The following is a 22,982-nucleotide window of genomic DNA, read 5'->3' as shown; positions in this document are numbered from 1 at the left end:
CTGCCCAGCCGCAACCGCAACCGCCGCACGCGTTCTCATCATAGTCAAACTCTCCCTTTGGTGCAGCGCTTGGCATACATCCGTATTCAGCCTGAGTATGAGCGCCGAGGAACCGTCAGAACAACTAAGACAATGGTGGGTATTGGGGTCGCTGGACAGCCAAGTGATGCTTGGCCATAGTGATAACTTCTTTACGGAGGGTCCGCATGTCGATGATCAAACCCCTATGCCTGACGCTGGCGCTGGTCGCGGTGAGTGCACCCGCGCAGGCGGCAGATTTTTCCGATCCCACATGGCCCTGCGTGCAACGCAAGGTGGAAACGCTGTCTTTGGGGTTGATGTGGCCTTACCCGGTTAATTCTGAACTGGCGAACGACAATGATGCGTTGCGCGCGGATGTGACAGAACTGGCCGGATATTTGTCGCTCAGACGTGTGGAGCTGGAAACTCTTCAGACACGTGTGGACGAGTTTGCCGCCACCTATGAAGGGGATCCCGAGGCACTTGGGCTCGTGTTTGAGTCGGTATTCAATACATTGTCAAAGCGCCGCGCCCGAATCATCTCGGGAATCGAGGACTTTTCGCTCAGCCAGATCGCACTTGCCGAAAAGATCGATATCAACCGGGCTGAGATGGACGCCATCCTCGTCACTGATGAACCGGATTTCGACCGTGTCGACATGTTGGAAGAACGGCTCGATTGGGATCAGATCATCTACACAGACCGCCAGCGCAACATTACTTATCTGTGTGAAACGCCAACCCTGCTGGAACGGCGCCTGTTTTCAATTGGCCAGATGCTCAGCGGTGCCGTGACCGACCAAGGCTAGACGCGGCACGTCATTCCCATTCCAACTCTGTGAAAGCGACGGTGGCATTGCGCGGATTATAGGCGTCAAAAAGCTGCCAAAGACTGCGTTCACTTTGCGCTATTTCCTCGACTGCCGTGCCAAGTCGCGTGCCAGCCTCGACCGCCGCGCGGGTATCCTCTTCGAGAACCGAGAGGTATCGTGCTATCGGCTCTGATCCTAGTGGCCAGTCCAGCGCAGCGGCACCATGCCCCGGCACAACACGTTCAATATCCAGGCCCTGCAGTTCGCGCAGCACCGCACGCCATCCTGTCAACCGTCCATCCAGCGCGGGCGTGTGGCGGTCGAATATCAGATCGCCCGCGAAAAACGTCCCCGTCGCAGTATCCCAAACGGTGAGATCGTTGCCGGTGTGCGCCACCGGCCAAGCCTGCAACGTCAGGACCCGCGCGCCCAGATCAATCTGCAACACCTCCGTCACCGTAATGTCGATCACCGGCGCGCGCGTACCCAACAGAATATCCGCCCCGATCAGAGACGTCAGGCTCTCCAGATAGTTGGCCTGCCTGTCTGCGAGCGCGCGCGGCAAGCTATCATGCGCAACCAAAGCGGCCCCCGCCTCGTAAAAAAGTGCGGCCCCCAGCGCGTGATCGGGATGCATATGCGTGACGATTGCATGACTGACCGGCTTGTCTGTACGTGCACGTATGGTGCGCCACAGCGCTTCGCCAATCCAACGCGCACTACCGGAATCGACAACTGCGACACTCGTCTCGCCCACAATGAAACCCAAGTTGCTGACGTCACCCCGGTTCGATGCGTTTGGCTCTTCAATGCGACCGACGTGGACAAACACCCCAGATGCGACCTCTGTTACATTCAACGCCTCGCCCACTGGCTGACAGGTTGCAACGCCTTGTGCCTGCAATCCTTGAAAAATGCTCAAATCAGGCGGGCTTTCGGACAGCGCCACCTGACAGGCCGCCTGTGTCTGCGCCTCATAGCCCGGCAAAAGATGGTCACGGCAAGGCCCTTCGCCAAGGCTCAAACACAGGGTTATCATCGCTTCAAACATGGCACTCTCCCGCAGCAGGTGTAGCCAAACACGACACCGTTACCCACGCCGCCTTAGGTATATGTGTCTTTTTTCGCCGATTCGTGTCATAAACCGCAAGTTCCCATGCTGGAGGAGAATGGTATGGCTTTAAAACTCATGACACTGGCCACAGTTGCCGCTTTGGTATCAGGCGCGGCATGGGCCTCAGATGAGGTGCGAAACCCGCTGCTGCCGGGCGAGACCTGGGAAGAGCTGCGATATGACGTCGTGGGGGATGCGCCGCTTGCCTCCGCCGACGGCGTACTGACGATCGAAGCGCCCTTCCGCGCGCATGATGCCGCCACAGTACCGATCATTCTACGCCAGACCGAGGGCAGCGCCTCGATCAGCACAGCCACCGTTGTGATTGATGAAAACCCGGCCCCCATCGCTGCGGTGTTTGGGTTTACACCTGCCATGGGGCTGCTGGATTTCGAGATGCGCGTGCGCGTCAATCAATACTCCAACGTACGTGTGATCGCGCAAACGCCTGACGGGCTGCATATGGCGGGTCGCTTTGTCAAAGCCTCTGGCGGATGTTCTGCGCCCGCGTCGAAAGACCCTGAGATTGCGCTGGCTGGCATGGGCAAGATGAAACTGCGGACCTTTGATAACGGCGCGCAAATGTCGACACCCCGTCGCGAAGCGCAGATCATGATCCGCCATCCGAACTATTCAGGCCTTCAGCGCGATCAGATCACCCAGTTGTTCATTCCCGCCCATTTCATTGATCATATAGAAGTGTGGCAGGATGACGAATTGCTGTTCACCATGGATGGCGGCATTTCGATCTCTGAAAACCCTGTGTTCCGATTTGCCTATAATGACAACGGCTCCACCGCCCTGACCGTGAAAGCCACGGATACGGACGGCAATGAATTTGAAAAGGTCCTGCCGAAATCAGTGAGCGGCTGAAAAGCTCCATGATACGCAACAAAAAGCGCCGCGGGTTTGATCCCTGCGGCGCTTTTTCGTTGGCGAACCGGGTGTCGCGTTAAAAGCAGATAACCTCCGCCTCGGCCTGCGCGCGGCGCAGGTTCGCTACCATATTCTCTGCCATTGACGCGCTGCGGAAAAACGACATGCGCTCCCCCCCGACACGTCGCATGGACAGAACGGTTTCGGCCTCCAGATACTGCTCGTAAGACAGGATCGTTGCGATCTCGTCGATCGAACAGGCGCAGCGGTCCAGCATTTCACGGGTTTGCCCGTTCGTCACCATACAGGCAAAAACATAATCAGCGCGCGCAGCCGTCGGATAATCGTTCAGCTGTTCGGCGACGCTTTGGGACATCGCCGCCGTTGGCATACTGAGCACAAATGCAAGCGCCCAGCCCTTCATTGCGCTTCATCCAGTCGCTGGAACGACACCTCAGAACGATATACCGCCCCCTCCGACGCTTCGGCAACGAGGCTCATGTACCAACCCGGCACCGCATCAGACATTGTCACGCGCAACTCAAGATCACCAAAGCCCTGCATGCGGGCGCTGTTGGGATCATCGGCAAAGGGATACATGTGAATGGTCCGCGTGGGCACCGTTTTGCCATCCACTACCGCTTCGCCTTCGACGATATCAGATGGTTGGATCAGCGCGTCCTTGACCCTGTTGCGGATGTAAAACGGGCTTCCGCCTGCCGCCTCGGCCATATCCCGCACCACGGTTTCATAAAAATACATGATCATCGGGTTCCCGACACTGGCCGGAAAAGCACCCAGAGCGCGATGTTTGTCATCCTGCCAGAATTTCAGCATCGCGATGTCTTTGTCCCCTTCACGGAATGACAGCGTCACATCACCAGTGTCCCGTGCACCAGCTTCTGGTTTCAGCGCATTGGTAACCTCGCGGCGATACACCAGCGCCGATGTACGGTCTATCTCGTCCAAAGTGCCGTCACGAAACAGCATATCATAGGTTTTTTCACCGTCCAAAGGTGCGGCGACCGCCAATCCTGTTGCCAGAAGTGTCGCGAAAACTATGGCTGGAAATCTAAACATATGAGCATCCTCCTGAATGCGAGTGTGCGGGCCTCATGCGGGACTGTCACCTTCGACTTTTGTCTGTACCTTGACCTGCGACGCGGAGGCAGAGGCTGCACGGCCACGAACCTTCCAGTCAACCAACCGCCGCAAACGCGAAAGCTCAGCAGGCTTGGTCATCACGGACATATCATGCTGCGCACCGAGGCGACGCACTGTTTCGCTGCGATCCGCCGTGATCAGGATCGCGGGAATCGCGGTGCCGGTCTTGGCCCGCAGATCAAGCGTCGCCTGTACGCCGGTTTCGCCCGCGTCCAATTGGTAATCCGCCAGAATGATGTCGGGCGGCATGCCAAGATCGTCGATGAACTCCAACGCTTCGGCCGTAGTCCGTGCCGCGAGAACGCTTGCGCCCCAAAGTTCCAGCCGCTGCGTTACACCGTAAAGCACATCCACATCATTTTCGATGACCATGACGATGTAATCGAGGGCAGCGTCCGCCGTGTCTTCGATTGGGCCTTGCAGAATAGGCATGCTGGGGGCGCCTTTGACGACTTCCATCTCAATGCTGAAAACTGATCCAACCCCCGGCTTTGAGCGGACGGAAAGTTTGTGACCAAGCAAGCGGCACGCTCTGTCGACAACCGACAGACCCAAGCCGACACCAGAGCCGAGCGGCACATTTTCGGCGCGCGTAAATTCGTCGAAAATTCGCGACTGGTCTTTGATGTTTATCCCGATGCCAGTGTCCCAAACCTCCAACACAACGGTATCACCGGTTCGCCGACACCCCAGCAGAACCCGCCCGCCCGGATCGGTATATTGAATGGCATTGACCACAAGATTCTGAATAGACCGCAACAGATAAACCGGATCAGAGCGCACCACGAGGCTGCAAGGCACAACATGTAATTGCACCGATTTCTGCGCCGCCAACATCATCTGGTCGGCCTTTATGCCCAGCATGAATCCCTCTAGGCTGACGTTGGTCGTCGTCACGGTATCAAGGTCCGCGCTTTCCAGTCGCGAGATATCAAGCAATGAATGCAGCAGGTATTCCGCTGAGGCGAACGCCCCTTCCAATCGCTCGACCATGGGGCGGAACCGGGTTTCGCGTGTGGTTTCCTGTAAAGAGGAAATCAAGAGTTTTGCGGCGTTGATCGGCTGCAGCAGATCATGGCTGGCCGCAGCCAGAAACCGCGTTTTTGATGATACCGCGGCCTCCGCGCGTTCTTTTGCGACGCGCAACTCTTCTTCGACGCGGGCCTTTTCATCGTATTGTTCGGTCAGATTCGCGTTTGCGCGGGTCAGTTCTGCGGTGCGCTCCATCACGCGGTTTTCAAGGATCTCGGTTGAGCGCACTTCCAAGGTGACGTCTTTCAGTTCAACCAGAAAACCACCATCTGGCAGAAGGTTGGCCTGCACATCAAGTACCCGTGCTGCACCATGCGACACCCGCGTGGTCACCGCCCCTTTCTTGGTCAATTCATCGCGCCATGCGTCCATCTGCAACAAAGCGTTGTCCGTGATCAGAGATTTGGAGCGCATGAAATCCAGCAATTCCTGCAATGGCGTGCCCGGTTGCAACACGCTGAGTGGCACACCAAGAATGCTGCGGAACTGGCCGTTTTGCATCATCAACTCGCCAGAGGCGGAAAACGTACAGACACCCGAACTCATGTTTTGGAACACCGCTTGCAGGTAATCCGCCTGACGGTCGATCAGGTGCTCTTTTTCGCGCCGGTTGTGTCGCACCAAAGCGGTAATTTCCGTCAGAAGCAAAACCGTATTTTCCGGCGAAGTCTGCTGCGTGCTCATCTGGTACCAACGGTCCTTGGTGACCTCGGCCACCAGCGAGACCACGGACCCTTCATTCTGATCGCTCTCCAATGCGCCCCGCATGGTGAACAGTTTGCGGTCGGTCGAGACAAGATATTCGCTGCTGCTCATCAGATCAAAGTAGCGCGCAAGGCTCAGCCCCGGCACGATGTGCTCCGAAATATCCGGCAGCAGGCCTTTGAACAGATCGTTACAGATGTTCAGCGTCCCGTGAGAAAAAAACGCAAGCCCGCCCTCCATGGAACCCAATGCCTCAGCAAGGGTTTTACGCGTGAGTTCGCGTTCATAGCGGACACTTTCCAGCTCAAGCGACTGCGCGGCCATCTTTTGTTGCAACTCAATAGCGGATTGAAAGGCACGATAGGCGGACGGCCCGACATCTTTTTGCCGACCCGCGCGGCGCATCAGTGCCTCGATGATCTTCGCCTGCTTTTCGACCCGTACCTCAAGCGGGTCGTCTGGGTTGATCATATTCAACACAAGGCCCTCTGCTCAGGGCCGAAAAAGGCCACGCCAACCAGCGTCTGGTTCATATGAACGCCGCAATGTTGCTCGCCGTAAGTATTGAACCCAAAGACATGCGCTGCGCCCAGAACTTTCGAAACCGCATGCGCCAGCTGCTTTTGCTCGATCTCAAGTTTGCGCAACACGCAGTCAAACCCGAGGATGAAATCCGGGCGGCGCCCCTTTGCGTCGCGAATATCCAATCCGGCCTGCAGCGTCTCGATGATCTCCTGGCCCTGCCCCAGCGTCATGATCAGCCCATCATCAATAGCGGCCAGAAATGACAGCGCGCCGTCCTCGCCCGCATCTGAAATCGCGCGGACATAGTGATTGTCTTTATATTCGATGAGTAACGGGTTCTCGGCAAAAATCTGCGGGGACAGATCCTCCACGGCACATCCGACCAGACGGGCATATTCCTGCGCCGCCGGTGCACCGTTGATTTCAAACACCTTGCGGTCATCAGGATCGGCATCTGTGATGATCATCTGGCTGTCGCCCGGCAGAAAGTGATCAAAGCCGATGCCCTGAAACGGCAGATCGGTCTCAAGCACCAGCAACACCGCAGCATTGTGATGAATGTGCCCATTGTGCAGCACATAGGTTTGTTCAAACCTCAGCCCGTCCCCGGCAGAACCCCCGAAAATAGGCAAATCGCCCAAAGTGGTTTCCAATGCTGAAATCAACATGTCTTCCTGCTTGGACAATCCGTCCGTGAAGATCAGCCCAAGCCGGTTCCACCCTGCCGTATGGGAAAATTTCTGAACATGGCGCTGCGCAAGGGTTGCCGCCGCCGTCGTCGACAGCGGGTTGAGCGGCTCCATCAAAACCGAAGCACAGCGAAAATGTGTCTTGGGAAATGCCAGTAACAGCAGCGCGTCGGTTTCATAGCCCTCAGTTGTGATCTGCCCCGCCGTCGAGCACCCAAAAACCGGGACACCGCCCAGCGCCTCTTCAAGGCTATGGGCAATCACCGCGCCGTTGCGATCACCCGGTACGAAAGCAAGCACGAAACAGGTGTCACGCGCGTTGATCTGTTGCGCCGCGATCCGCGCCGCTGCGGCTGCGTCAACGGCGCGTGACAAGGCCACCCGCACACAGGACGGCTCAGCGCGCGCGCTGTCCATAGCCCGACCTCCTAATGTTTGAGAAATGCGCGGGCTTCGGGTTCGTCGCCCCGTTGCGCCGCCATCGCGCCTTCGACAAGAACCACCGCTTGCGTCCGGTTACGCACGCCGAGCCGCCTGAGCAACGCGGTGATATGCGCCTTCACGGTCGCCTCTGCGAGGTCCAGTTCATAGGCAATCTGCTTGTTCGGCTTACCAAAGCAGATCAGGCGCATGATCCGCTGCTGCTGGGGGGTCAGCTCTGCCAGCTTGGGGTGTTGGAATTCATCGGCCAGCGCGTCACGCTCGCAGGAATTGGGTTGTTGGTAGTCTTTCGGCACATAGGTTTGCCCGGCAATGATTTCCGAAAGTACCGACTTCAACCCCCGCGCAGAGGTGTCTTTTGGCAAAAATCCAGCGGCACCTTCCCGCAATAATGACTGCACAAGGTCAAAAGACGCCAGCGATGAAATCACAAGTATACGCGCCTTGGGCAGATGCTGGCGCAGGCTGACAAATCCGGAGATGCCAGTGACATCCGGCAGCTTGAGATCAAACATCACAAGTTCAGGTTTGAACCCGTCTTTCACAGCAGCAATCGCATCCCCGAGGCTCTGTACCTTTTTGATTTCGACGTCTGTCAGTACCAGTTCAAGGGCCGATTCCAAAGCATCGCTGTACAATGGATGATCATCCACAATCAGGATGTTTGATACTGCCCCCTGACTGATCGGCGCACGTTCGTGTTCCATGAATGTAGTCCTCCCGAGCACGATCTTACTCGTAACGCTTGTCTTTTCAACTGCTAGTCAAAAGAGGCGACGGACAAACTCATACCAAAACCAGACATCCATTCAAAAATCTCGCAATTCATTGCAGTAATGATGCTTTTTCATGGTTTGGATTTGTTCGTGCCGCGCGCTTAGCGGCTTCGCAGAAACTCTCTGGCAAAATGTCGTAATGATGTGCGATCCTGCGCGGCGCTGAAAATGCTGCTGTCCAGTTGCGACAAAAGACGCTGGCGTTGCCCGGATGGACCCTCACGACGCAAAATCGCGGCTGCCGTCCGACGGGACAATGCGACATCACCGGCAAGAGCCGCACGCTTCAATTGTCGCGCCAGCGGGTCAAGCAGATGAAAACGGGTCAGTGCCTCCATCCCGGACAAACGCCGCCCCATCAACGAAAAAAATGCGCCAATCACGCAGATGACACCCGCCAGCATCGCAAAAGGCCAATCGGGCAGTTGCACAGAGGCGGGGTACGCATCCTGCGCGCGCGGTGGCTGTTCATCGGGTACAACCGTGCCGTATGCCAGACGCTGCGCGGATATGGTCACTGTGCGATCAACACGCGCCTGCGTATCAAAGAAATCAAAGCTTAGCGGTTCAACAATGGTTGAGGTGTCATTACTGGGCCGGATCGTCCATCGCCAAAACGCGTAGGACAGCGGGCCTTGCGGCGACAGTTCGACAAAACGTTTCTCGGGATGCGCAAAGATGGCGGCAGAGGGTGACGTCAGTTCAGGCATCGGCGGGATCATCTCCGGCGTGACGCCCAGTGCTTCGATGCGGATGATGCGCAAAACGCCCTCTCCCGGTGCCAGTTGATCCGGCGCATTGGACCACTGGTCCGAGATTTTCAACGATTTGACCGGGAACCACCACTCCCGATCGTCCGGGGCAGGTGCGACTTCAATCGTGATAGGCTCGGATGTGATTTGATGTTCAAACCATTCATCATTTTCATCTGTAAGCGTCAGATTGTGGGTAAAGGCGCCGATGGTCAGCGGGCCCGCACGGTTCGGGTAAATCGCCATACGTCTGCTGAAAGTCTTGACCAACTCACCGTCAAGGCGTTCTTCAGCCCATGTATCAATGCCCAGTTGCGTCCAGTTGAAACCGTCAAAATCCGGCTGAATGATCTGCTCGCGCGTGATGTGACGGCGGTAGATTCCATTGATCGTGATCAGGATCATCTCGCTGACTTTCGGGACGTGATCGCTCGCTTCAACTTCAATGCTCAGAACCAACTCATGCGGGAGCACTGTTTTGGACTGTGCCTGCGCCAGTATCGGACATAACGCGAAAAGGACCCACAAAAGCCACCTCATCGCGGGTCCTCCGGCGCGGCGGGCGACAGGCCCAGTTTGGCGCGCCGCTTATGTTCCAGCGCGATCCGCGCGGCCAGGTATTCACCCGGAACATCCGAGAGTTGTTGCAGCCAGCGCGTATCCGCCCGCATGAACTTATCATCAAAGACGCGGCGCACACCAAGCTGTCCGCGGCTTTCCAATTCCGTCAGCCCAAGCATGGTGTTGTTGTTCGTAACCTCACTGCCCGTGCCCGCTGCCCGCGCATCCCCGCGCGCAACGAAGCTCTCGGCGGTCGGCCCGTCCTTACGCTTGCCAAAAAGCGCCAGCATTTCTGGGTCTATGCCGAGCCCTGCAAAATAGGCGGCCACCACGTCGAAATTTGCCAAAGCGTCCGGGTGACCGCGCGCATGCGCCATGTCGAATGCTTCAAGTGCGGCTGCATGGTTTCCCCGATGCGCCTCTGCATTGCCGAGGTTGAACATGGCCGATGCCTGCGCAAAGCGATCCGCTGCGGTGTCGTAATCGCCTGCCTGGTAGAGTGCTGCACCCTGCCATTCAGCATCGTCGAAAAAACCGGCTGCCAACCCGGGCGCGCCTGCCGCCATCAACACGCGCCCGAAAGGGGCAGCGCCGCCAAGCAGCAAGGCAAGCGCGAAAGCCGTCAAGGTGATCAGCGCGAGCACCCTCATGCGATTTGCCTGCGAAACAGCAACAACAGGGGGAACAGGGCAAGGGCCAACAGATAGCGACCCATATCTTTCCAAAACAGCAGTGGAAAATCCTGCGCCTCCAACCGGGTGCGCGCAGTTTCTGCCAGCCATTGCGAAAATACATCAGTATCCGCAAGCGTGAAAACCATACCACTGCCAGCCGCTGCGTGGGTTTCAAAAGCGGGCGCGGGCGCGTCCAGTGACACGAGCGACAGGCGCGCGCCCGCGTCAGAAATCTGCGCCGCCACTTGCAGTGTCTCCGGCCCGAGACCTTCGCCATCCGTGAACAGAATGACATCCCCTGCGATCACCTCAGCCTCGCGCAGGATATCCAGTGCAATCGACAAGCCGCGTTCGGGGCGCGAGCCGGGGTCCGGTACCGTCTGCGCATCCAGCAGCGAGAGCGTCTGTCCCAGTTGCACATGATCCAGCGTCATATCGGTCGCGACATAGGCGTCACCGCCAAAAACGATCAACCCGCCGGGACGCGTGCCCAATGCCGCGATACCAAAGCGCCCCATGGTCAGCATCTGGGGCCAGCGCGCGTTTTCGGTGACACTGGCCGAGGTATCGACGACGAAAAGCACCCCGTCAAGATTGCGAAACGACAGTGCTTCACGCCGCTCCACCGCTGGTCCGGACAGTGCCAGAAGCGTGACGCCAACTGCGGATAGCATCGCCAGAAGGGGTGCGCAGCTGGCGCTGTTGTCCACCCGGTCCAGCGCCATCATGGCCCGCATCAGCGCCGGATCGGTGGCCTTTTGCCAGTCACCCAACCCGCCGCGCCGCGTATACATCCACCACCCGACGGCGATCAAGACAGGCAGCCCCAGCAGCCACCAGGGGCGCAGCAGGGTCAGCGCAAGGTCGCTCACGTCAGTTCCCTCCAGCCGTAGCCGAGGCCAAGCAAGGCCGCCAAACCCGCAGGCCACATCCAGTAGTCGTGGAACACTTCGGCGGCCAAGCCATCGCTGTCTGTGGCTTCCAGTGCATCCAGTGCTTCGCCCACGGCGACCAGATCTTCGGTTGTTCTGACCCGAAAACTCTCCCCCCCCGAAATTTCGGAAATCGCGCGCAGGGTTGCGGCATCCACGACACCGCGTTCACCGGGATCGGCACTGCTCAGATCTTTGGGGCCCAGCGCTATGGTATGGACCCGCACGCCCATCTGTGCGGCCAGTTCCGCCACGCCGCGCGGATTGGTGGCCCCCGCATTGTTGACCCCGTCCGACAGAAGGATCACCACCCGTGAAGCCGCCTCGCTGTTCTCCATGCGTTTGAGCGCGATGCCCAGCCCGTCCGATATGCTGGTCGCACGTCCTGATACGCCGATCTGCGCGCCCTCAATCTGGCGCGCAATCGCTTCGACATCGAATGAGAAGGGCGCGGCAAAATACGCCTCCGAGCCAAAGACGACCAATGCCACGCGATCCCCGCCGCGACGGCGCGCGAAATCCGCGCCTACGGTTGCGACCGCTTCGCGCCGCGTGACCTGCCGGCCATCGAGATCAAAATCATCGCGCACCATGGAGCCGGAAAGATCCAGCACAATGGCCAGATCACGCCCCGTGACCTTAAGCGCCGAAACCGGTGCCAGATCGCGCGGACCCGATGCGGCCAGCAAGAGCAGCACCCAGATCGCCCACAGGATACCTTGTTGCAGATGCAGGCCAGACTGAGCCGCACGATGCCGCCCAGCCGCCAGTAACGTCTCGCCCACCCGGTCGGGCACCTTGATCGCACCGCCCGCCATCTGCGCAGGCCCCAGGAACCGCACCGCCAGATAAGGCAGCGGCAACAAAAGCAGAAACCATGGGTCGGCCAGTTCAAACAAGGCGCTTGACCTCCGCCTTCAGCGTCGTGGTCGCCACGCCCCCCGTCGGCTGGTAGAGCGCGCCGCGCAAGGCGCGATACCGTTCCGGCGCATGCGCGCGCAACACATGCAGCAATGCGACCCGTTTGTCCGCCTCAGGCAATGCGCTGAGCCGGGCGAGTTGATCGGCCAGCGTGTCGGAAGTGTCAGACCGTTTTCGCAAGCTCAGAAGTCGAAGGGCGGTCGCGATCAACAAGGCCGCGCAGCCTGCCAGCGCCACGGTTGCAGCCAGATCTGCGCCCATGCCCCCCGTCGCCTCGGCGGGCAGGCGAATGTCGCGCAGGCTGGTCAGCATCGCCGCTTCGCTCAGCGCCCGGTCTGTCATGCCGCCCGCTCCGCCGGAAAGGCCGCAACGATGCGGCGCGCTGTTTGTTCGACCGTGTCGCCCGCATCCAGCACAAGCGCGGGCCGGCCCATGATCTGGCGAATGTGGCCCGTAGGCTCAGGCTGCTTCGCCCCCAGAAAAAGCCGGATGCGACGCCCATCTGCCAGCCTGACAGGATAGCGGCCCTGCGGCATGCGGGACGCAGCATCATCGGTGATCCAGACCAGACGCGGGGTGCGACGGCGCGCCAAAGCATCCAGCCGATCCGCCAAGCCTTCACCCGGTGTATCAAAGCCGGAGGCAATGACCAGTTCCGCACCGGATGGAACCAGCCTGTCGGCGCGCGACAAGGCCATATCAAGCGGCGGGTCCGTGCCCTGCCCCGCCGCCATCGCGGACAGGCCCGTGCTGTGCGCCTGCACCATGCCGCCGATCACATCCAGCATCCCGCGCGTGCGCCCGCGCGGTGGCACGATTACCGTTTCATCCGCCGTCACCGCGAGCAGACCTACACGCCCCCCGCTTTCCACGACGTTCCAGCCGATCAGGGCCAGTGCTTCCGCCGCCGCAACAGAGCGGAAGGCGCGCCGCAACCCCCAGAACATCGCAGGCCGGAAATCGGCGACCAGCAGGGTGACGCGGTCGCGTTCTTCCTGAAACTGGCGCACATGCAAACGACCCGTGCGCGCCGTCGTGCCGCGATCAAGGTGGCGTATGTCATCCCCCGCCACGTATTCGCGCATATCGGCGACCTCCAGCCCGTGACCTTTGCGGCGCGTCGCAAAACCACCCGGCAAGGCGGCCAGCACCGGGGCCGCGTCAGAACTGAGGGCAACGCGCCTGAGCGCAATCAAGGCTTCGGAGCCCAGAGCGACGCCGGGGGCTTCCAGCGCCGCGTTCACAACGGCTCAACAGCGTTCAGAACATCCGCCACGACATCGCGCGCCTTGCGCCCATCCGCGACCGCGCGCCAACTGAGCACCATGCGATGCGCCAGCGCATCCCCGGCCAGTGCCGCCACGTCTTCAGGCATGGCATAGTCGCGCCCCTTTAGAAACGCGCGCGCCTTGGCAGCCGCCGCCAGCGCCAGCGAGCCGCGCGGCGAAACCGCATGTTCGATATCCTGTGCCTGCGGCCCTTCCCGCGTCGCCATCACCAGCCGCACGATGTAATCGCGCAACTCAGGGGCCAGATGCACGGCGCTCACACTGGCGCGGGCATCGGCGAGTGCGTCCAGCGTCAGCGCCTGTATTTTTGGCGCGCCGCTTTGCGCTTCGGCCTCGACCAGATCAAGGATCTGACGTTCGGTCTCCAGCCCCGGCAATTCAAGCACCACATGCAGCAGGAACCGGTCCAGCTGCGCTTCGGGCAGGGGGAAGGTGCCGTCATGTTCAATCGGGTTTTGCGTGGCCACCACGAGAAACGGATCGGGCAAGGCGTGCGTCTCATTACCTGCGGTTACCTGATGCTCGGCCATCGCCTCCAACAGGGCAGATTGCACCTTGGGCGGCGCGCGGTTGATCTCATCCACCAACACGAGGTTGTTGAAAACAGGCCCCTGCACAAACTCGAAACTGCCGTCCTGCGGCTTGTAAACCGGTGTGCCAGTCAGGTCCGACGGCATCAGATCGGGCGTGCATTGAATACGCGCGAAACTGCCCTCGACCGCGTCCGACAGCCATTTGACCGCGCGGGTCTTGGCGAGGCCCGGCGGCCCCTCAACGAGCAAATGCCCCCCCGCCAGCAGCGCCACCAAGAGCCGTTCAATAAGAATTTCATGGCCCACCAGACCATTCGCCAGATAGGACGACAGCGCCGCCACGCCCGGTTGTGAAGGGTCTGGTCTTTTGTCCATGTCGTCTCCCGACCGCTGTGCGCGGTCCTCAGATCATCACGGTAGCGGCATAGACCCTGCCCGCAAATACCCCCGAAGGTATTAACCTCAGATCGGGCTGCGCTGACAGCCCGGTGCCAGAACGGCGGCAAACCTGTCATCCGCCATGGTCAATTCGGCCTGCGCAAGCAACACTTCGTACTCACGGTCAATAAATTCGATAAAGAGTGGGTCAACCGTCTGATCAACCGATGTCTGAGCCACCGCGTGCATCATGAAAACATCGAACGCACATAGGCCTGCGGGGTTTGAACGCAGCATGGCGCGCATGAAGTCAGACGATTCCCACGACAGCCGGTCCATCCGCAAAGGCGTTTCCTGCAGCTTCGACTGAAAGCCCGCATTGGGATCAAAGAGCAGGATATCCATCCCGAAGGTGAAGGATTGAAACAGCTCCTCAACCAGAATGGATTTGTAGAACGCAGCCTCCAGCATACCGGGGCGGGTACGGGCAGGCTGTTTCACCATGATATGGGTCCCCTGCCCGCGCCGGCCGAAGAATGTTTGCGCCATGGCCGGGGAGCTTACTGCGTATTGCCGTCGTTCCGGCAACCCCAGTTCGTAGGTCTGGTTCATCCAGCTCAGGTCAGAGGACAAGGCGCGATTTGGCGGATGCCCGGAATAGAGCCGCAAGACAACCGTGCGACCAGACCCGCAGCCACTGGCGTCGTTCCCTGCGTGGCGCATGGTCAGCGGTTTGCCAAAGACATGTTCGGACAGATCGCGAAATGCGTTGATCGTCGCGAGAGAATGAGGGTGAGGCTGTTCACCGACGATACACAGACTGGCCCCGGCCAGATCGCGGCCATGAATATGGATCGGGATGGACATGTCCCTGCCAATCATCGTGGTGCGCAATTCGTAATTCCAACCAAGCCGGGCAAGGTGGACATAGGCGGCTCTGTCCGCCGCCACAGGTGTCACGACAAAAAGGGTCAGACAGATGCTGATGATCCAAAAACGCAAATATTTCCTCCTTGGTTTCGGAGGAACCTAAGGCTCGAGACCCCTGCCGTCCAATAATTTGACCTTTTTTTGCAGATGCGATCACGACCGGACTGAGGGTTTTGCCTAACCGGTGTTTGCAGGTTTGACTAATGTGGATGCGCAAAAGAACGCCTGTAGGCGGTTTTGCCCTGGGCCAGCGTAGCAGACGACCCGGCCCGCTTCACTAAAAAAGACAGCATCGTTGACTAAGCAGCCTGCGCCGGACCACAGTGTGTTAACCAATTCAGGATTTTATTTATGCCGACGCCAACAGAGTGGTTAAACGAATTTCAAGTCAACACGGGTCCCGCCGGGAGCGGCTCTCAAGCAAGCCCAAAAATTATGGGCTTGGCCAGTGGCGGTTTCGTCGTCGCGTGGACAGAAAGCGCCGATGGCCTGATTAGCACGGACCCCGGAACAGATATCGTTGCCAAGATATTTGATGTCGAAGGCCACATCGTGCGCGAGGCGTTTCAGCTGAACCAGTTTTCGACGTCAGACGATGAGACCGATTTTGATCTGGCGGCGACCCATGATGGCTTTGTCATGACCTACCTCGTCAATGACCTCTCGTCCCCCGATCACTCATCCGTTGTCTTTGAGCGGTTCGACGTTAACGGCGACCCCCACCCCGATGCGGGCAGCGCACTCACCATCGCATCCGAGAGTGCCCTGCGCAACCCGCAGATCATTGCCAATCTGATCGACTCCGAGGACAGCGTCTTTGTAACCTACGAAGACGCCATCGGCGCGGACACAGACGTCAACGCGCGCATCATTGATGAGAACGGCGTGCTTGGATCGCAATTCGCCGCAGCCGAGAACGGCGCGGGTGTCACGCAGCTGGGCGATTCTGCGGTGCTGGGAAAGGGTAATTTTGTTACTGTTTACGAAGAGAGCGACGCCGGAAACACTGGCCTTGCGCTTTCGATCACCAATCCCTTGGGGGACAATGTCCTTCTTGGCGGTGCCATTGCCGCTAATGCGACGAATCCGTCCGTCGCAAGCCTCGGCGGCAACCGTTTTGTTGTCACCTACGAGCTTAACGGCGATGTGTTTGCGAATATTTTTTCGAACGCTGGCGTGCTTGAACGCACGGTTACCGTCGCTTCCGGGTCAGCAGAGCAGAACCAACCTGTCATTGCAGCACTGAAAAACGGCGGCTTTGTCGTGGCTTGGAACGACGACACAACCGGCAATGTGATCGCCCGCAATTTTTGGGCTAATGGTGGCACTGAGGGGTCTGCCTTTACCATTGAGGACACCAATACCAGCCACCTCGATATCAGTTTGACCGCCGACGGCCGCCTCTTGTTTGCCTGGCTCGGATCAGATTCCGAAGTCTTCGCATCAATCTGGGATCCGCGCCCCAACGTGATTGAGACAAGTGCCCCCGACGTCATCAGGGCCAATTTCCTTCAAACCGATCTGTTCACGTCCCGTCCCACAGATGACACAAACATACGTGCGGGGGAAAAAGGCGATACGGTTTTAGGCCAGTCCGCCAGAGATGTAATTATTTCATCCGGCAGCGGTTCATTCTTCGGTGGCGGCGGTAATGACACGTTGTATGCCAGTGCGAATACCTTCGTCGGCGACTTTGAACTCCTCGATGGGGGAAGCGGCAGGGACAGGTTATATACGACCAGTTTTCGCGGGGATTACACGGTAAACCTCATTACCGGTGAAACAGATTACGCGGGCGCACCGGCGGTGCCGGTTGAATCGTTTATCAATTTCGAAGACATTTTCACGGGCGTAGGCAGTGACACGATTACCGGCACTGACGGTGATAATCTCATTGTTAGCGGGGCGGGTAGCGATGTAATTTACGCGGGCGCGGGAAATGACACGATCTTGGCCGAGTGGGGCAATGATACCGTTTTCGCCGGTGCCGGCGCAGATCACGTTAATGGCGGATCAGGGAACGACACGATCATAACGTCCGGCAATGACTTCGCTGCCGGAGAATCCGGCGACGACACGGTCATTATCAGCAGTGGACTTCCCTCTTATATCAGAGGGGGCGAAGGTGTTGATACGATAGACGCCTCAGCAAGCGACTTTGACTTCACCATTGACCTTTACGATGGGTATTTGGAGAGCAACTTATTCATCTTCGACGGCTTCGAAAACCTGTTCACCGGGTCAGGTGATGACGTTTTGTCTGGTACGGACGTTGATAACCGCATCGGCGGCGGTGCGGGGGACGATCAGATTTTCGGACGTGGGGGGGATAACTCCCTCTTCGGCGAGGATGGCGACGACATCCTCTTTGGCGAGGACGGCAACGACACCCTTGAGGGCGGCAACGGCAACGACCGTCTTTTCGGCGGGAAGGGTAACGATGAAATCTCCGGCGGTGAAGGGAATGACGTGATTGTCGGCAAGGCAGGCAATGACAACCTCGTCGGAGACGGCGGAAATGACATAATTCTGGGCAACTTCGGAAATGACTTCCTGACCGGTGGCGCGGGGGATGATGCCTTGTATGCGGGGGCTGGCAACGACAACCTCGATGGAAGTGAGGGCAACGACCAGCTTTATGGTGGCGATGGCGACGATTTTGTCTTTGGCGGCACCGGTGATGATTTGCTTGTCGGATCAGAGGGCGCAGATACGCTCGTTGGCAGTGACGGAAACGATACATTGCGCGGTGGTAACGGGGATGATTTCCTCACCGGGCTGAATGACGACGATGTTCTTTTCGGCGGCGACGGCGACGATCTCATTTTGGGCGGCGATGGCAATGATAGGCTGTGGGGCGGCACGGGCGATGATGTGTTAACTGGCGGCGCGCGCCGCGATATCCTGCACGGTGGCGCAGGAAACGATACATTTGTGTTCGATGACACGTCCGATTCCCAACAGTTGTCCGTGGATGTCATCAAAGACTTCGAAGGGGCTGGCAGCGCTGTCGGTGACGTGATTGATCTGTCCGGCATTGACGCGGACATCACCGTGGCAGGCAATGGAGATCAAAGCTTTACTTTCCTCGGGGTTGCGACGCGTGAAGATGGCTTTGCGTTTGGCGCTGGTGCGCTCTGGGTCTCGTTTTTCGGTGGTCAGACGCGCGTCTTTGCATTGGATGATGATGACAAAACAATCGACTTTGTTGTGTGGATTGAAGATGGTCCATCGGTCTCATTCAATGACTACAGCGCCAGCGACTTTATCCTCTGAACCGTCTTTGGCGGATATTACTGCATCCTTGCGTGTTCAGGTAAACGGCCCTCAGCGAGGTGGTCGCGCAGATAAAAAGACGGTTGCGCTTGATCCCGCCGAATTCCACATTGGCTACGACTTCACCCGTCAGGATTTTACCGATCAAATCACCATCCGGCGCATAACAATGCACGCCGTCCCCGGCGGACGTCCAGATGTTACCATCCAGATCAACGCGAAACCCGTCAAAAAGTCCGTTGGTCGATTCCGCAAAAACAGCGCCACCCGACAGGCTGCCATCACCCGCAACGTCAAAAACCCGAATGTGTTTGGGTCCGTTTTCCACATGTGTGGCCCCGGTATCCGCAATATAGAGCAGGCTTTCGTCAGGCGAAAACGCAAGGCCGTTCGGCTTCACGAAGTCTGTGGCCACCGCCGCAACTTCACCGGATTGAGGGTCGATGCGATACACATGGGACGCCCCGATCTCGCTGTCAGCGCGATCCCCTTCGTATTCACTGTCGATCCCGTAGGTGGGGTCGGTGAACCAGATGCTGCCGTCTGACTTTACGACCACATCGTTGGGCGAATTGAGCCTCTTGCCCTGATGTTCTGACGCCAATGTGGTTACCGAGCCATTGACTTCCACGCGGCTGACCCGGCGGCCCTGATGCTCGCAAGAGACCAACCGCCCTTGCGGATCCATCGTGTGGCCATTGTGAAAACCGCAGCCTTTGGCGAATTCAGACACATCACCCGTGACCTCATCAAACCGCATGATCCGGTCATTCGGGATGTCCGACCACAACAGGTATTTCGCGGCTGGAAAATACACCGGCCCCTCGGCCCAGCGGGTCCCGGTATAGAGGGTTTCCATATGCACATTAGGCATCACATAGCGTTTGAAACGCGGGTCGATCACCTCGAATTCTGGCATCAGCATGACGTTTTCCTTTTTATTGTCTGTCCTGCACGCCTCGGTCGTAAAACAGCAGCATCAGGATAATGACCGCGCCGTAGATCACCTGCCGCCCCGCTTCGGGCATCTGCATGATCGACAGAACGGAATTGAGCAGGACGATCAGGATGACACCAACAAGCGTGCCCAGATAGCGCCCCTTGCCCCCCAGAATATGGGTCCCACCAATCACGACCGCCGCGATGGCGGGCAGCAAGAACGCATCGCCCATGCCCTGATAAGCCTTGGTGGAATATCCCGCGAGCAAGGTGCCTGCGAGGCCCGACATCATACCACACAGACCAAACGCGATCACGATCACACCGCGCGTCGGTGCGCCCGCCAGATAGGCCGCGGATTCACGGTTGCCGATGGCAAAGATGTAGCGCCCGGTTGCTGTCTTGCGCAGGATAAAGACGACGGCAACGGACACCGCCGCCCAGACAAACAACGCAACCGGTATGCCAAGGAATTTGCCCACGGCAAGATATTGCATCAGCGGTGTCGCCGCTGTCTGGGGGGCAAAACCACCGGTATAAGCCACCATCAACCCCCGCATCACCGCATTGACGCCAAGGGTGAAAATCATCGAAGGGATGCGCAGGTAGGCAACCCCGAGGCCATTGACCAACCCAACGGCCAGCCCGACGCTCAGACCCACAGGCAAGGCGGCAGGTCCCCCCACGGCCGTGGCCATCATAGCGGCCGCGGCCACCGTCCACGGGACGGAGAGGTCAATGTGACCCAACAGAATGACCAGCATCATGCCGGCCGCAACGATTCCCAGAAAGGAACCCACCTGCAACTGTTGCAGCAGATAGGTCGGCGACAGCAACGTCGCGGTGCCTTGCGTCGCAAGCGTGTAGCTTGTCCCGATGGCGAGGATCACAACGATAAAGCCCGAGGCGATCACAATCGGTTTGTTTTCAGGCGAGAGCCAGCGGCTTTTTTCTTGGGGGTTGTTGTCTGTTATTGCCATTGGGACCTACCGGAAAAGCTCGAGTTTGTTTTTGATGCGTATGACCCCAAGCGCGCCAATACTGACCGCCCCCAGCAATACCACGCCCTCGAACAAAGGCTGCAACAGAGGGTCTATTTCAAAGATGCGAAAGTTAAATGAGATGGTACGCAATACAAGCGCCCCAAAGATGGAGCCGATGGCTGTACCAACACCACCCAGCAGCGATGTCCCCCCGATCACTACGGCTGCGATGGAGTTCAGCGTATAGGCCCCCGCCTGCGGGATATCCGCGTTCCCGGAAGAGGTTTGCAGCGTGAGGTAAATCCCCCCAATCCCCGCAAAGAAACCGCCCAATGTGAAGGCCGCGATTTTCGCGCGATCTATATTGAGGCCTGACATATACGCAGCACTTTCGCCCGACCCGATGGCATAGACCGTCCGCCCCGTGACAGAGCGCGCAAAGGGCAGCCAAACGAAAACCGCCACTGCGACCATAAGGATCGCAGGCACCGGTATCCATGATATCGGCACGAACCACGCCGCCTTGCCATCATCAAACAACCCATAAGTTGCCGCGATTTCAAACAGGTCATTCGTCATCGCCCAAGCCAGATCGCCATCCACATCTCCGCCAGGAGAGGGCCGCAGAAACAGCGCAAGACCCATGAAAATAGCGCCGGTCGCCAGTGTCGCGATGATCGGCTGAATGCGGCCATAGACCACAACGCACCCATTCACAAAACCGCAAAGCGCCCCCGTAGCGAGGCAGATGACAAACCCCATTGCGATTTGGAGCGGACTGCCAGACAACAGATGACTGGCAAGCGTGTTCACCAGCGTCATGACCGCGCCCACGGATAAATCCAGCCCCCCCAGCAGCACCGGCACGGTCTGGGCCATCGCAACCATCACAAGGGCAAAGACTTCGTTCGAGTTTTGGATATAGACCGCCGTTGAAAACCCGCGCGGATGGTTGGCGTTGTAAAAGATGTAAAACAGAAGGAAAATCGCGATCACCGTGAGCAAAGGCGCACGCTGTCGCAGGATGATGGCCAGATCGGACGTGCGGGTTGGCGTCATTGGGCGGCTTCCTTGATGTTCAGGGCGCTGGAAATGATGTTGTGTTCGGTGATGTCATCGCCCGCCAGTTCGCGCACAATCTGCCCGTCGTACATGACGTCGACGCGATCACAGCAGCCAATCAACTCTTCATAGTCGGTCGAATAGAGGATGATCGCGGCCCCCTCGGCGGCCAATTCGCGCAACAGCAGATAGATTTCCTGTTTGGTGCCGACGTCGATCCCGCGGGTCGGATCATTCAGCAGGATGATGCGCGGTTCGGTCATAAGCCACTTTGCGATCACGACCTTTTGCTGGTTGCCCCCGGAAAGCGTGGACACCGGATCCCCCTCAGCACCGATCTTGATCTGCATCCGCTCCACGGCTTTGCCGACCGCCGTATCAAGCGCTTTTTGGTTCAGCCGCCCGCCCTGAGACACGCGATCAAGCGATGCAATGGCAAGGTTGTCCGAGATCGACATCGGCAACATCAACCCTTCAGTTTTGCGATCTTCTGGTACAAGCGCGATTTTGATGCCCGCTTTTTTCGCATCTCTGGGCGAGCGGATATGCACGGGCTTGCCGTCAATCTCGACACTGCCGGTGGTGTTTTTCAGAACCCCAAACAGGCCAAGCAGCAGCTCTTTCTGGCCCTGACCATCAAGGCCCCCCAGACCCACAATCTCGCCCTTGCGCACCGACAGGCTGATGCCGCGCAATGTGTTTTCCCAGCCGTAGTCCCGGATTTGCAGAACAGGCGGCGCGGCGTCTGCCTGCACTGGTTCCTTCATGGGCTTCGGCGGGAAATGCGCGGAGATTTCGCGACCAATCATCATTTGCACGATTTCATCGGCGGATCGCGTGCCCTGTTTGAACGTCTCGACGTTTTTTCCATTACGGAAGACGGAACACATGTCAGCCACCGCTTCGATTTCGTGCATTCGATGCGAGATACTGAGAATTGAAATCCCGTCATCGCGCAGCTTGCGCAGGATATCAAAGACGCGGTCCACGTCCGATGCGGTCAAGGCTGAGGTCGCCTCATCAAGGATCAGAACCGTCGGGTCTTTTGCGAGCGCCTTGGCAATCTCGACCATTTGGCGGCGCGACAACGCAAGGTCGCGCACTTTGCTCAAAGGGTTCACATCTTCGCAGCCGATCCTTGCCAAAAGCTCTTCGGCGCGGCGGCGTTGTGCCCTTTTGTCGATGAGGCCAAAGCGGCGCGGCGGATCAGCGATCGAGATATTATCCGAAACGCTCAGGTCCGGCAGCAACGACAGTTCCTGAAAAATACACACAATGCCCGCAGCATTTGCCGCGGATGGGCCGGGAAAGGAGACAGGTTTGCCCGCGAGATTGATCACCCCCTCATTGGGCGTGACGACGCCGGACATGATCTTGATCAGCGTGGATTTACCGGCACCGTTTTCCCCCAGCACAGCATGGATCGAGCCGAGGTCGCAGGAAAAATTCACGTTTTCCAACGCCGTAACACCGCCGTATCGTTTTGTGATCCCCGTCAAGGACATATGCGATCTGGAATGCCCCGCCTGCATGCCCAAATCCGCTTGGCCGTGTGATGTCATGCGTGCCCTCAACCCTGTCATCGTCTTTCAGCGCT

General features: G+C 58.4%; 21 protein-coding genes. 3 read left to right on the top strand and 18 right to left on the bottom strand.

Annotated features, from left to right (window positions below; translation table 11 throughout):
* The first annotated feature begins 206 nt into the window (after positions 1-206).
* Positions 207-830, top strand: coding sequence for a hypothetical protein (locus K5Q35_RS22055; protein WP_220801390.1), 624 nt, complete (start codon positions 207-209; stop codon positions 828-830).
* 10 nt (positions 831-840) lie between these two features.
* Here K5Q35_RS22055 and K5Q35_RS22050 read toward each other — a convergent pair whose 3' ends face one another.
* Positions 841-1,884, bottom strand: coding sequence for a quinoprotein relay system zinc metallohydrolase 2 (locus K5Q35_RS22050; RefSeq protein WP_220801389.1), 1,044 nt, complete (start codon positions 1,882-1,884; stop codon positions 841-843).
* Positions 1,885-2,007: 123 nt separating this feature from the next.
* Here K5Q35_RS22050 and K5Q35_RS22045 point away from each other — a divergent pair, with 123 nt between their 5' ends.
* The gene (locus K5Q35_RS22045; RefSeq protein ID WP_220801388.1) at positions 2,008-2,820 is read left to right on the top strand and encodes a quinoprotein dehydrogenase-associated SoxYZ-like carrier; all 813 of its coding nucleotides are present in this window, start codon (positions 2,008-2,010) and stop codon (positions 2,818-2,820) included.
* 79 nt (positions 2,821-2,899) lie between these two features.
* Here the strand turns inward: K5Q35_RS22045 and K5Q35_RS22040 are convergent, their stop codons facing one another.
* From K5Q35_RS22040 to K5Q35_RS21980, 13 genes are all read right to left on the bottom strand, one after another.
* Positions 2,900-3,247 (bottom strand): hypothetical protein, encoded by a 348-nt coding sequence (locus tag K5Q35_RS22040; protein WP_220801387.1) that lies wholly within the window; start codon positions 3,245-3,247, stop codon positions 2,900-2,902.
* Positions 3,244-3,903 (bottom strand): hypothetical protein, encoded by a 660-nt coding sequence (locus tag K5Q35_RS22035; protein ID WP_220801386.1) that lies wholly within the window; start codon positions 3,901-3,903, stop codon positions 3,244-3,246. The genes K5Q35_RS22040 and K5Q35_RS22035 overlap by 4 nt, the downstream gene beginning before the upstream one ends.
* A 33-nt stretch (positions 3,904-3,936) precedes the next feature.
* Positions 3,937-6,195, bottom strand: coding sequence for a PAS-domain containing protein (locus K5Q35_RS22030; RefSeq protein WP_044025429.1), 2,259 nt, complete (start codon positions 6,193-6,195; stop codon positions 3,937-3,939).
* 2 nt (positions 6,196-6,197) lie between these two features.
* Positions 6,198-7,355, bottom strand: a complete 1,158-nt coding sequence (locus tag K5Q35_RS22025) for an FIST N-terminal domain-containing protein (RefSeq protein ID WP_013963576.1) — start codon at positions 7,353-7,355, stop codon at positions 6,198-6,200.
* A gap of 11 nt (positions 7,356-7,366) precedes the next feature.
* On the bottom strand, positions 7,367-8,086 hold the full coding sequence (locus tag K5Q35_RS22020; protein WP_220801385.1) for a response regulator transcription factor: 720 nt from the start codon (positions 8,084-8,086) through the stop codon (positions 7,367-7,369).
* 170 nt (positions 8,087-8,256) lie between these two features.
* Positions 8,257-9,447: a hypothetical protein gene (locus K5Q35_RS22015; RefSeq protein WP_220801384.1), complete on the bottom strand. Its 1,191-nt coding sequence runs from the start codon at positions 9,445-9,447 to the stop codon at positions 8,257-8,259.
* Positions 9,444-10,118 (bottom strand): tol-pal system YbgF family protein, encoded by a 675-nt coding sequence (locus K5Q35_RS22010; protein ID WP_220801383.1) that lies wholly within the window; start codon positions 10,116-10,118, stop codon positions 9,444-9,446. The genes K5Q35_RS22015 and K5Q35_RS22010 overlap by 4 nt, the downstream gene beginning before the upstream one ends.
* The gene (locus tag K5Q35_RS22005) at positions 10,115-11,014 is read right to left on the bottom strand and encodes a VWA domain-containing protein (RefSeq protein ID WP_220801382.1); all 900 of its coding nucleotides are present in this window, start codon (positions 11,012-11,014) and stop codon (positions 10,115-10,117) included. Before K5Q35_RS22005 ends, K5Q35_RS22010 begins: the two co-directional genes overlap by 4 nt.
* Positions 11,011-11,973, bottom strand: coding sequence for a VWA domain-containing protein (locus K5Q35_RS22000; RefSeq protein WP_220801381.1), 963 nt, complete (start codon positions 11,971-11,973; stop codon positions 11,011-11,013). The genes K5Q35_RS22005 and K5Q35_RS22000 overlap by 4 nt, the downstream gene beginning before the upstream one ends.
* Entirely contained in the window at positions 11,966-12,337 is a 372-nt protein-coding gene (locus tag K5Q35_RS21995; RefSeq protein ID WP_220801380.1) for a hypothetical protein, read from the bottom strand. Before K5Q35_RS21995 ends, K5Q35_RS22000 begins: the two co-directional genes overlap by 8 nt.
* Entirely contained in the window at positions 12,334-13,239 is a 906-nt protein-coding gene (locus tag K5Q35_RS21990; protein WP_220801379.1) for a DUF58 domain-containing protein, read from the bottom strand. Before K5Q35_RS21990 ends, K5Q35_RS21995 begins: the two co-directional genes overlap by 4 nt.
* Positions 13,236-14,192, bottom strand: coding sequence for a MoxR family ATPase (locus K5Q35_RS21985; RefSeq protein WP_013963584.1), 957 nt, complete (start codon positions 14,190-14,192; stop codon positions 13,236-13,238). The genes K5Q35_RS21990 and K5Q35_RS21985 overlap by 4 nt, the downstream gene beginning before the upstream one ends.
* A gap of 87 nt (positions 14,193-14,279) precedes the next feature.
* A complete protein-coding gene (locus K5Q35_RS21980; protein ID WP_220801378.1) occupies positions 14,280-15,197 on the bottom strand; it encodes a hypothetical protein in 918 nt (305 codons plus the stop codon).
* A gap of 279 nt (positions 15,198-15,476) precedes the next feature.
* Here K5Q35_RS21980 and K5Q35_RS21975 point away from each other — a divergent pair, with 279 nt between their 5' ends.
* Positions 15,477-18,401 carry a calcium-binding protein gene (locus K5Q35_RS21975; RefSeq protein ID WP_220801377.1) on the top strand — a complete coding sequence of 975 codons (2,925 nt, stop codon included), beginning with the start codon at positions 15,477-15,479 and terminating at the stop codon, positions 18,399-18,401.
* Here K5Q35_RS21975 and K5Q35_RS21970 read toward each other — a convergent pair.
* The 4 genes from K5Q35_RS21970 to K5Q35_RS21955 are packed head-to-tail and all read right to left on the bottom strand — an operon-like array spanning position 18,391 to position 22,947.
* The gene (locus K5Q35_RS21970; RefSeq protein WP_220801376.1) at positions 18,391-19,326 is read right to left on the bottom strand and encodes an SMP-30/gluconolactonase/LRE family protein; all 936 of its coding nucleotides are present in this window, start codon (positions 19,324-19,326) and stop codon (positions 18,391-18,393) included. The genes K5Q35_RS21975 and K5Q35_RS21970 overlap by 11 nt on opposite strands.
* 13 nt (positions 19,327-19,339) lie before the next feature.
* Positions 19,340-20,320 (bottom strand): ABC transporter permease, encoded by a 981-nt coding sequence (locus K5Q35_RS21965; protein WP_013963588.1) that lies wholly within the window; start codon positions 20,318-20,320, stop codon positions 19,340-19,342.
* A 6-nt stretch (positions 20,321-20,326) separates the two neighbouring features.
* Positions 20,327-21,382 (bottom strand): ABC transporter permease, encoded by a 1,056-nt coding sequence (locus K5Q35_RS21960; RefSeq protein WP_220801375.1) that lies wholly within the window; start codon positions 21,380-21,382, stop codon positions 20,327-20,329.
* Positions 21,379-22,947, bottom strand: coding sequence for a sugar ABC transporter ATP-binding protein (locus K5Q35_RS21955; protein ID WP_220801374.1), 1,569 nt, complete (start codon positions 22,945-22,947; stop codon positions 21,379-21,381). The genes K5Q35_RS21960 and K5Q35_RS21955 overlap by 4 nt, the downstream gene beginning before the upstream one ends.
* Between the last annotated feature and the right edge of the window lie 35 nt (positions 22,948-22,982).

Origin of the sequence: Roseobacter sp. OBYS 0001, assembly GCF_019654895.1 — a bacterium.
GTDB lineage: Bacteria > Pseudomonadota > Alphaproteobacteria > Rhodobacterales > Rhodobacteraceae > Roseobacter > Roseobacter litoralis.
The sequence above is the reverse complement of the archived record's forward strand: the minus strand, read 5'-3'. Positions and strand labels throughout refer to the sequence as shown.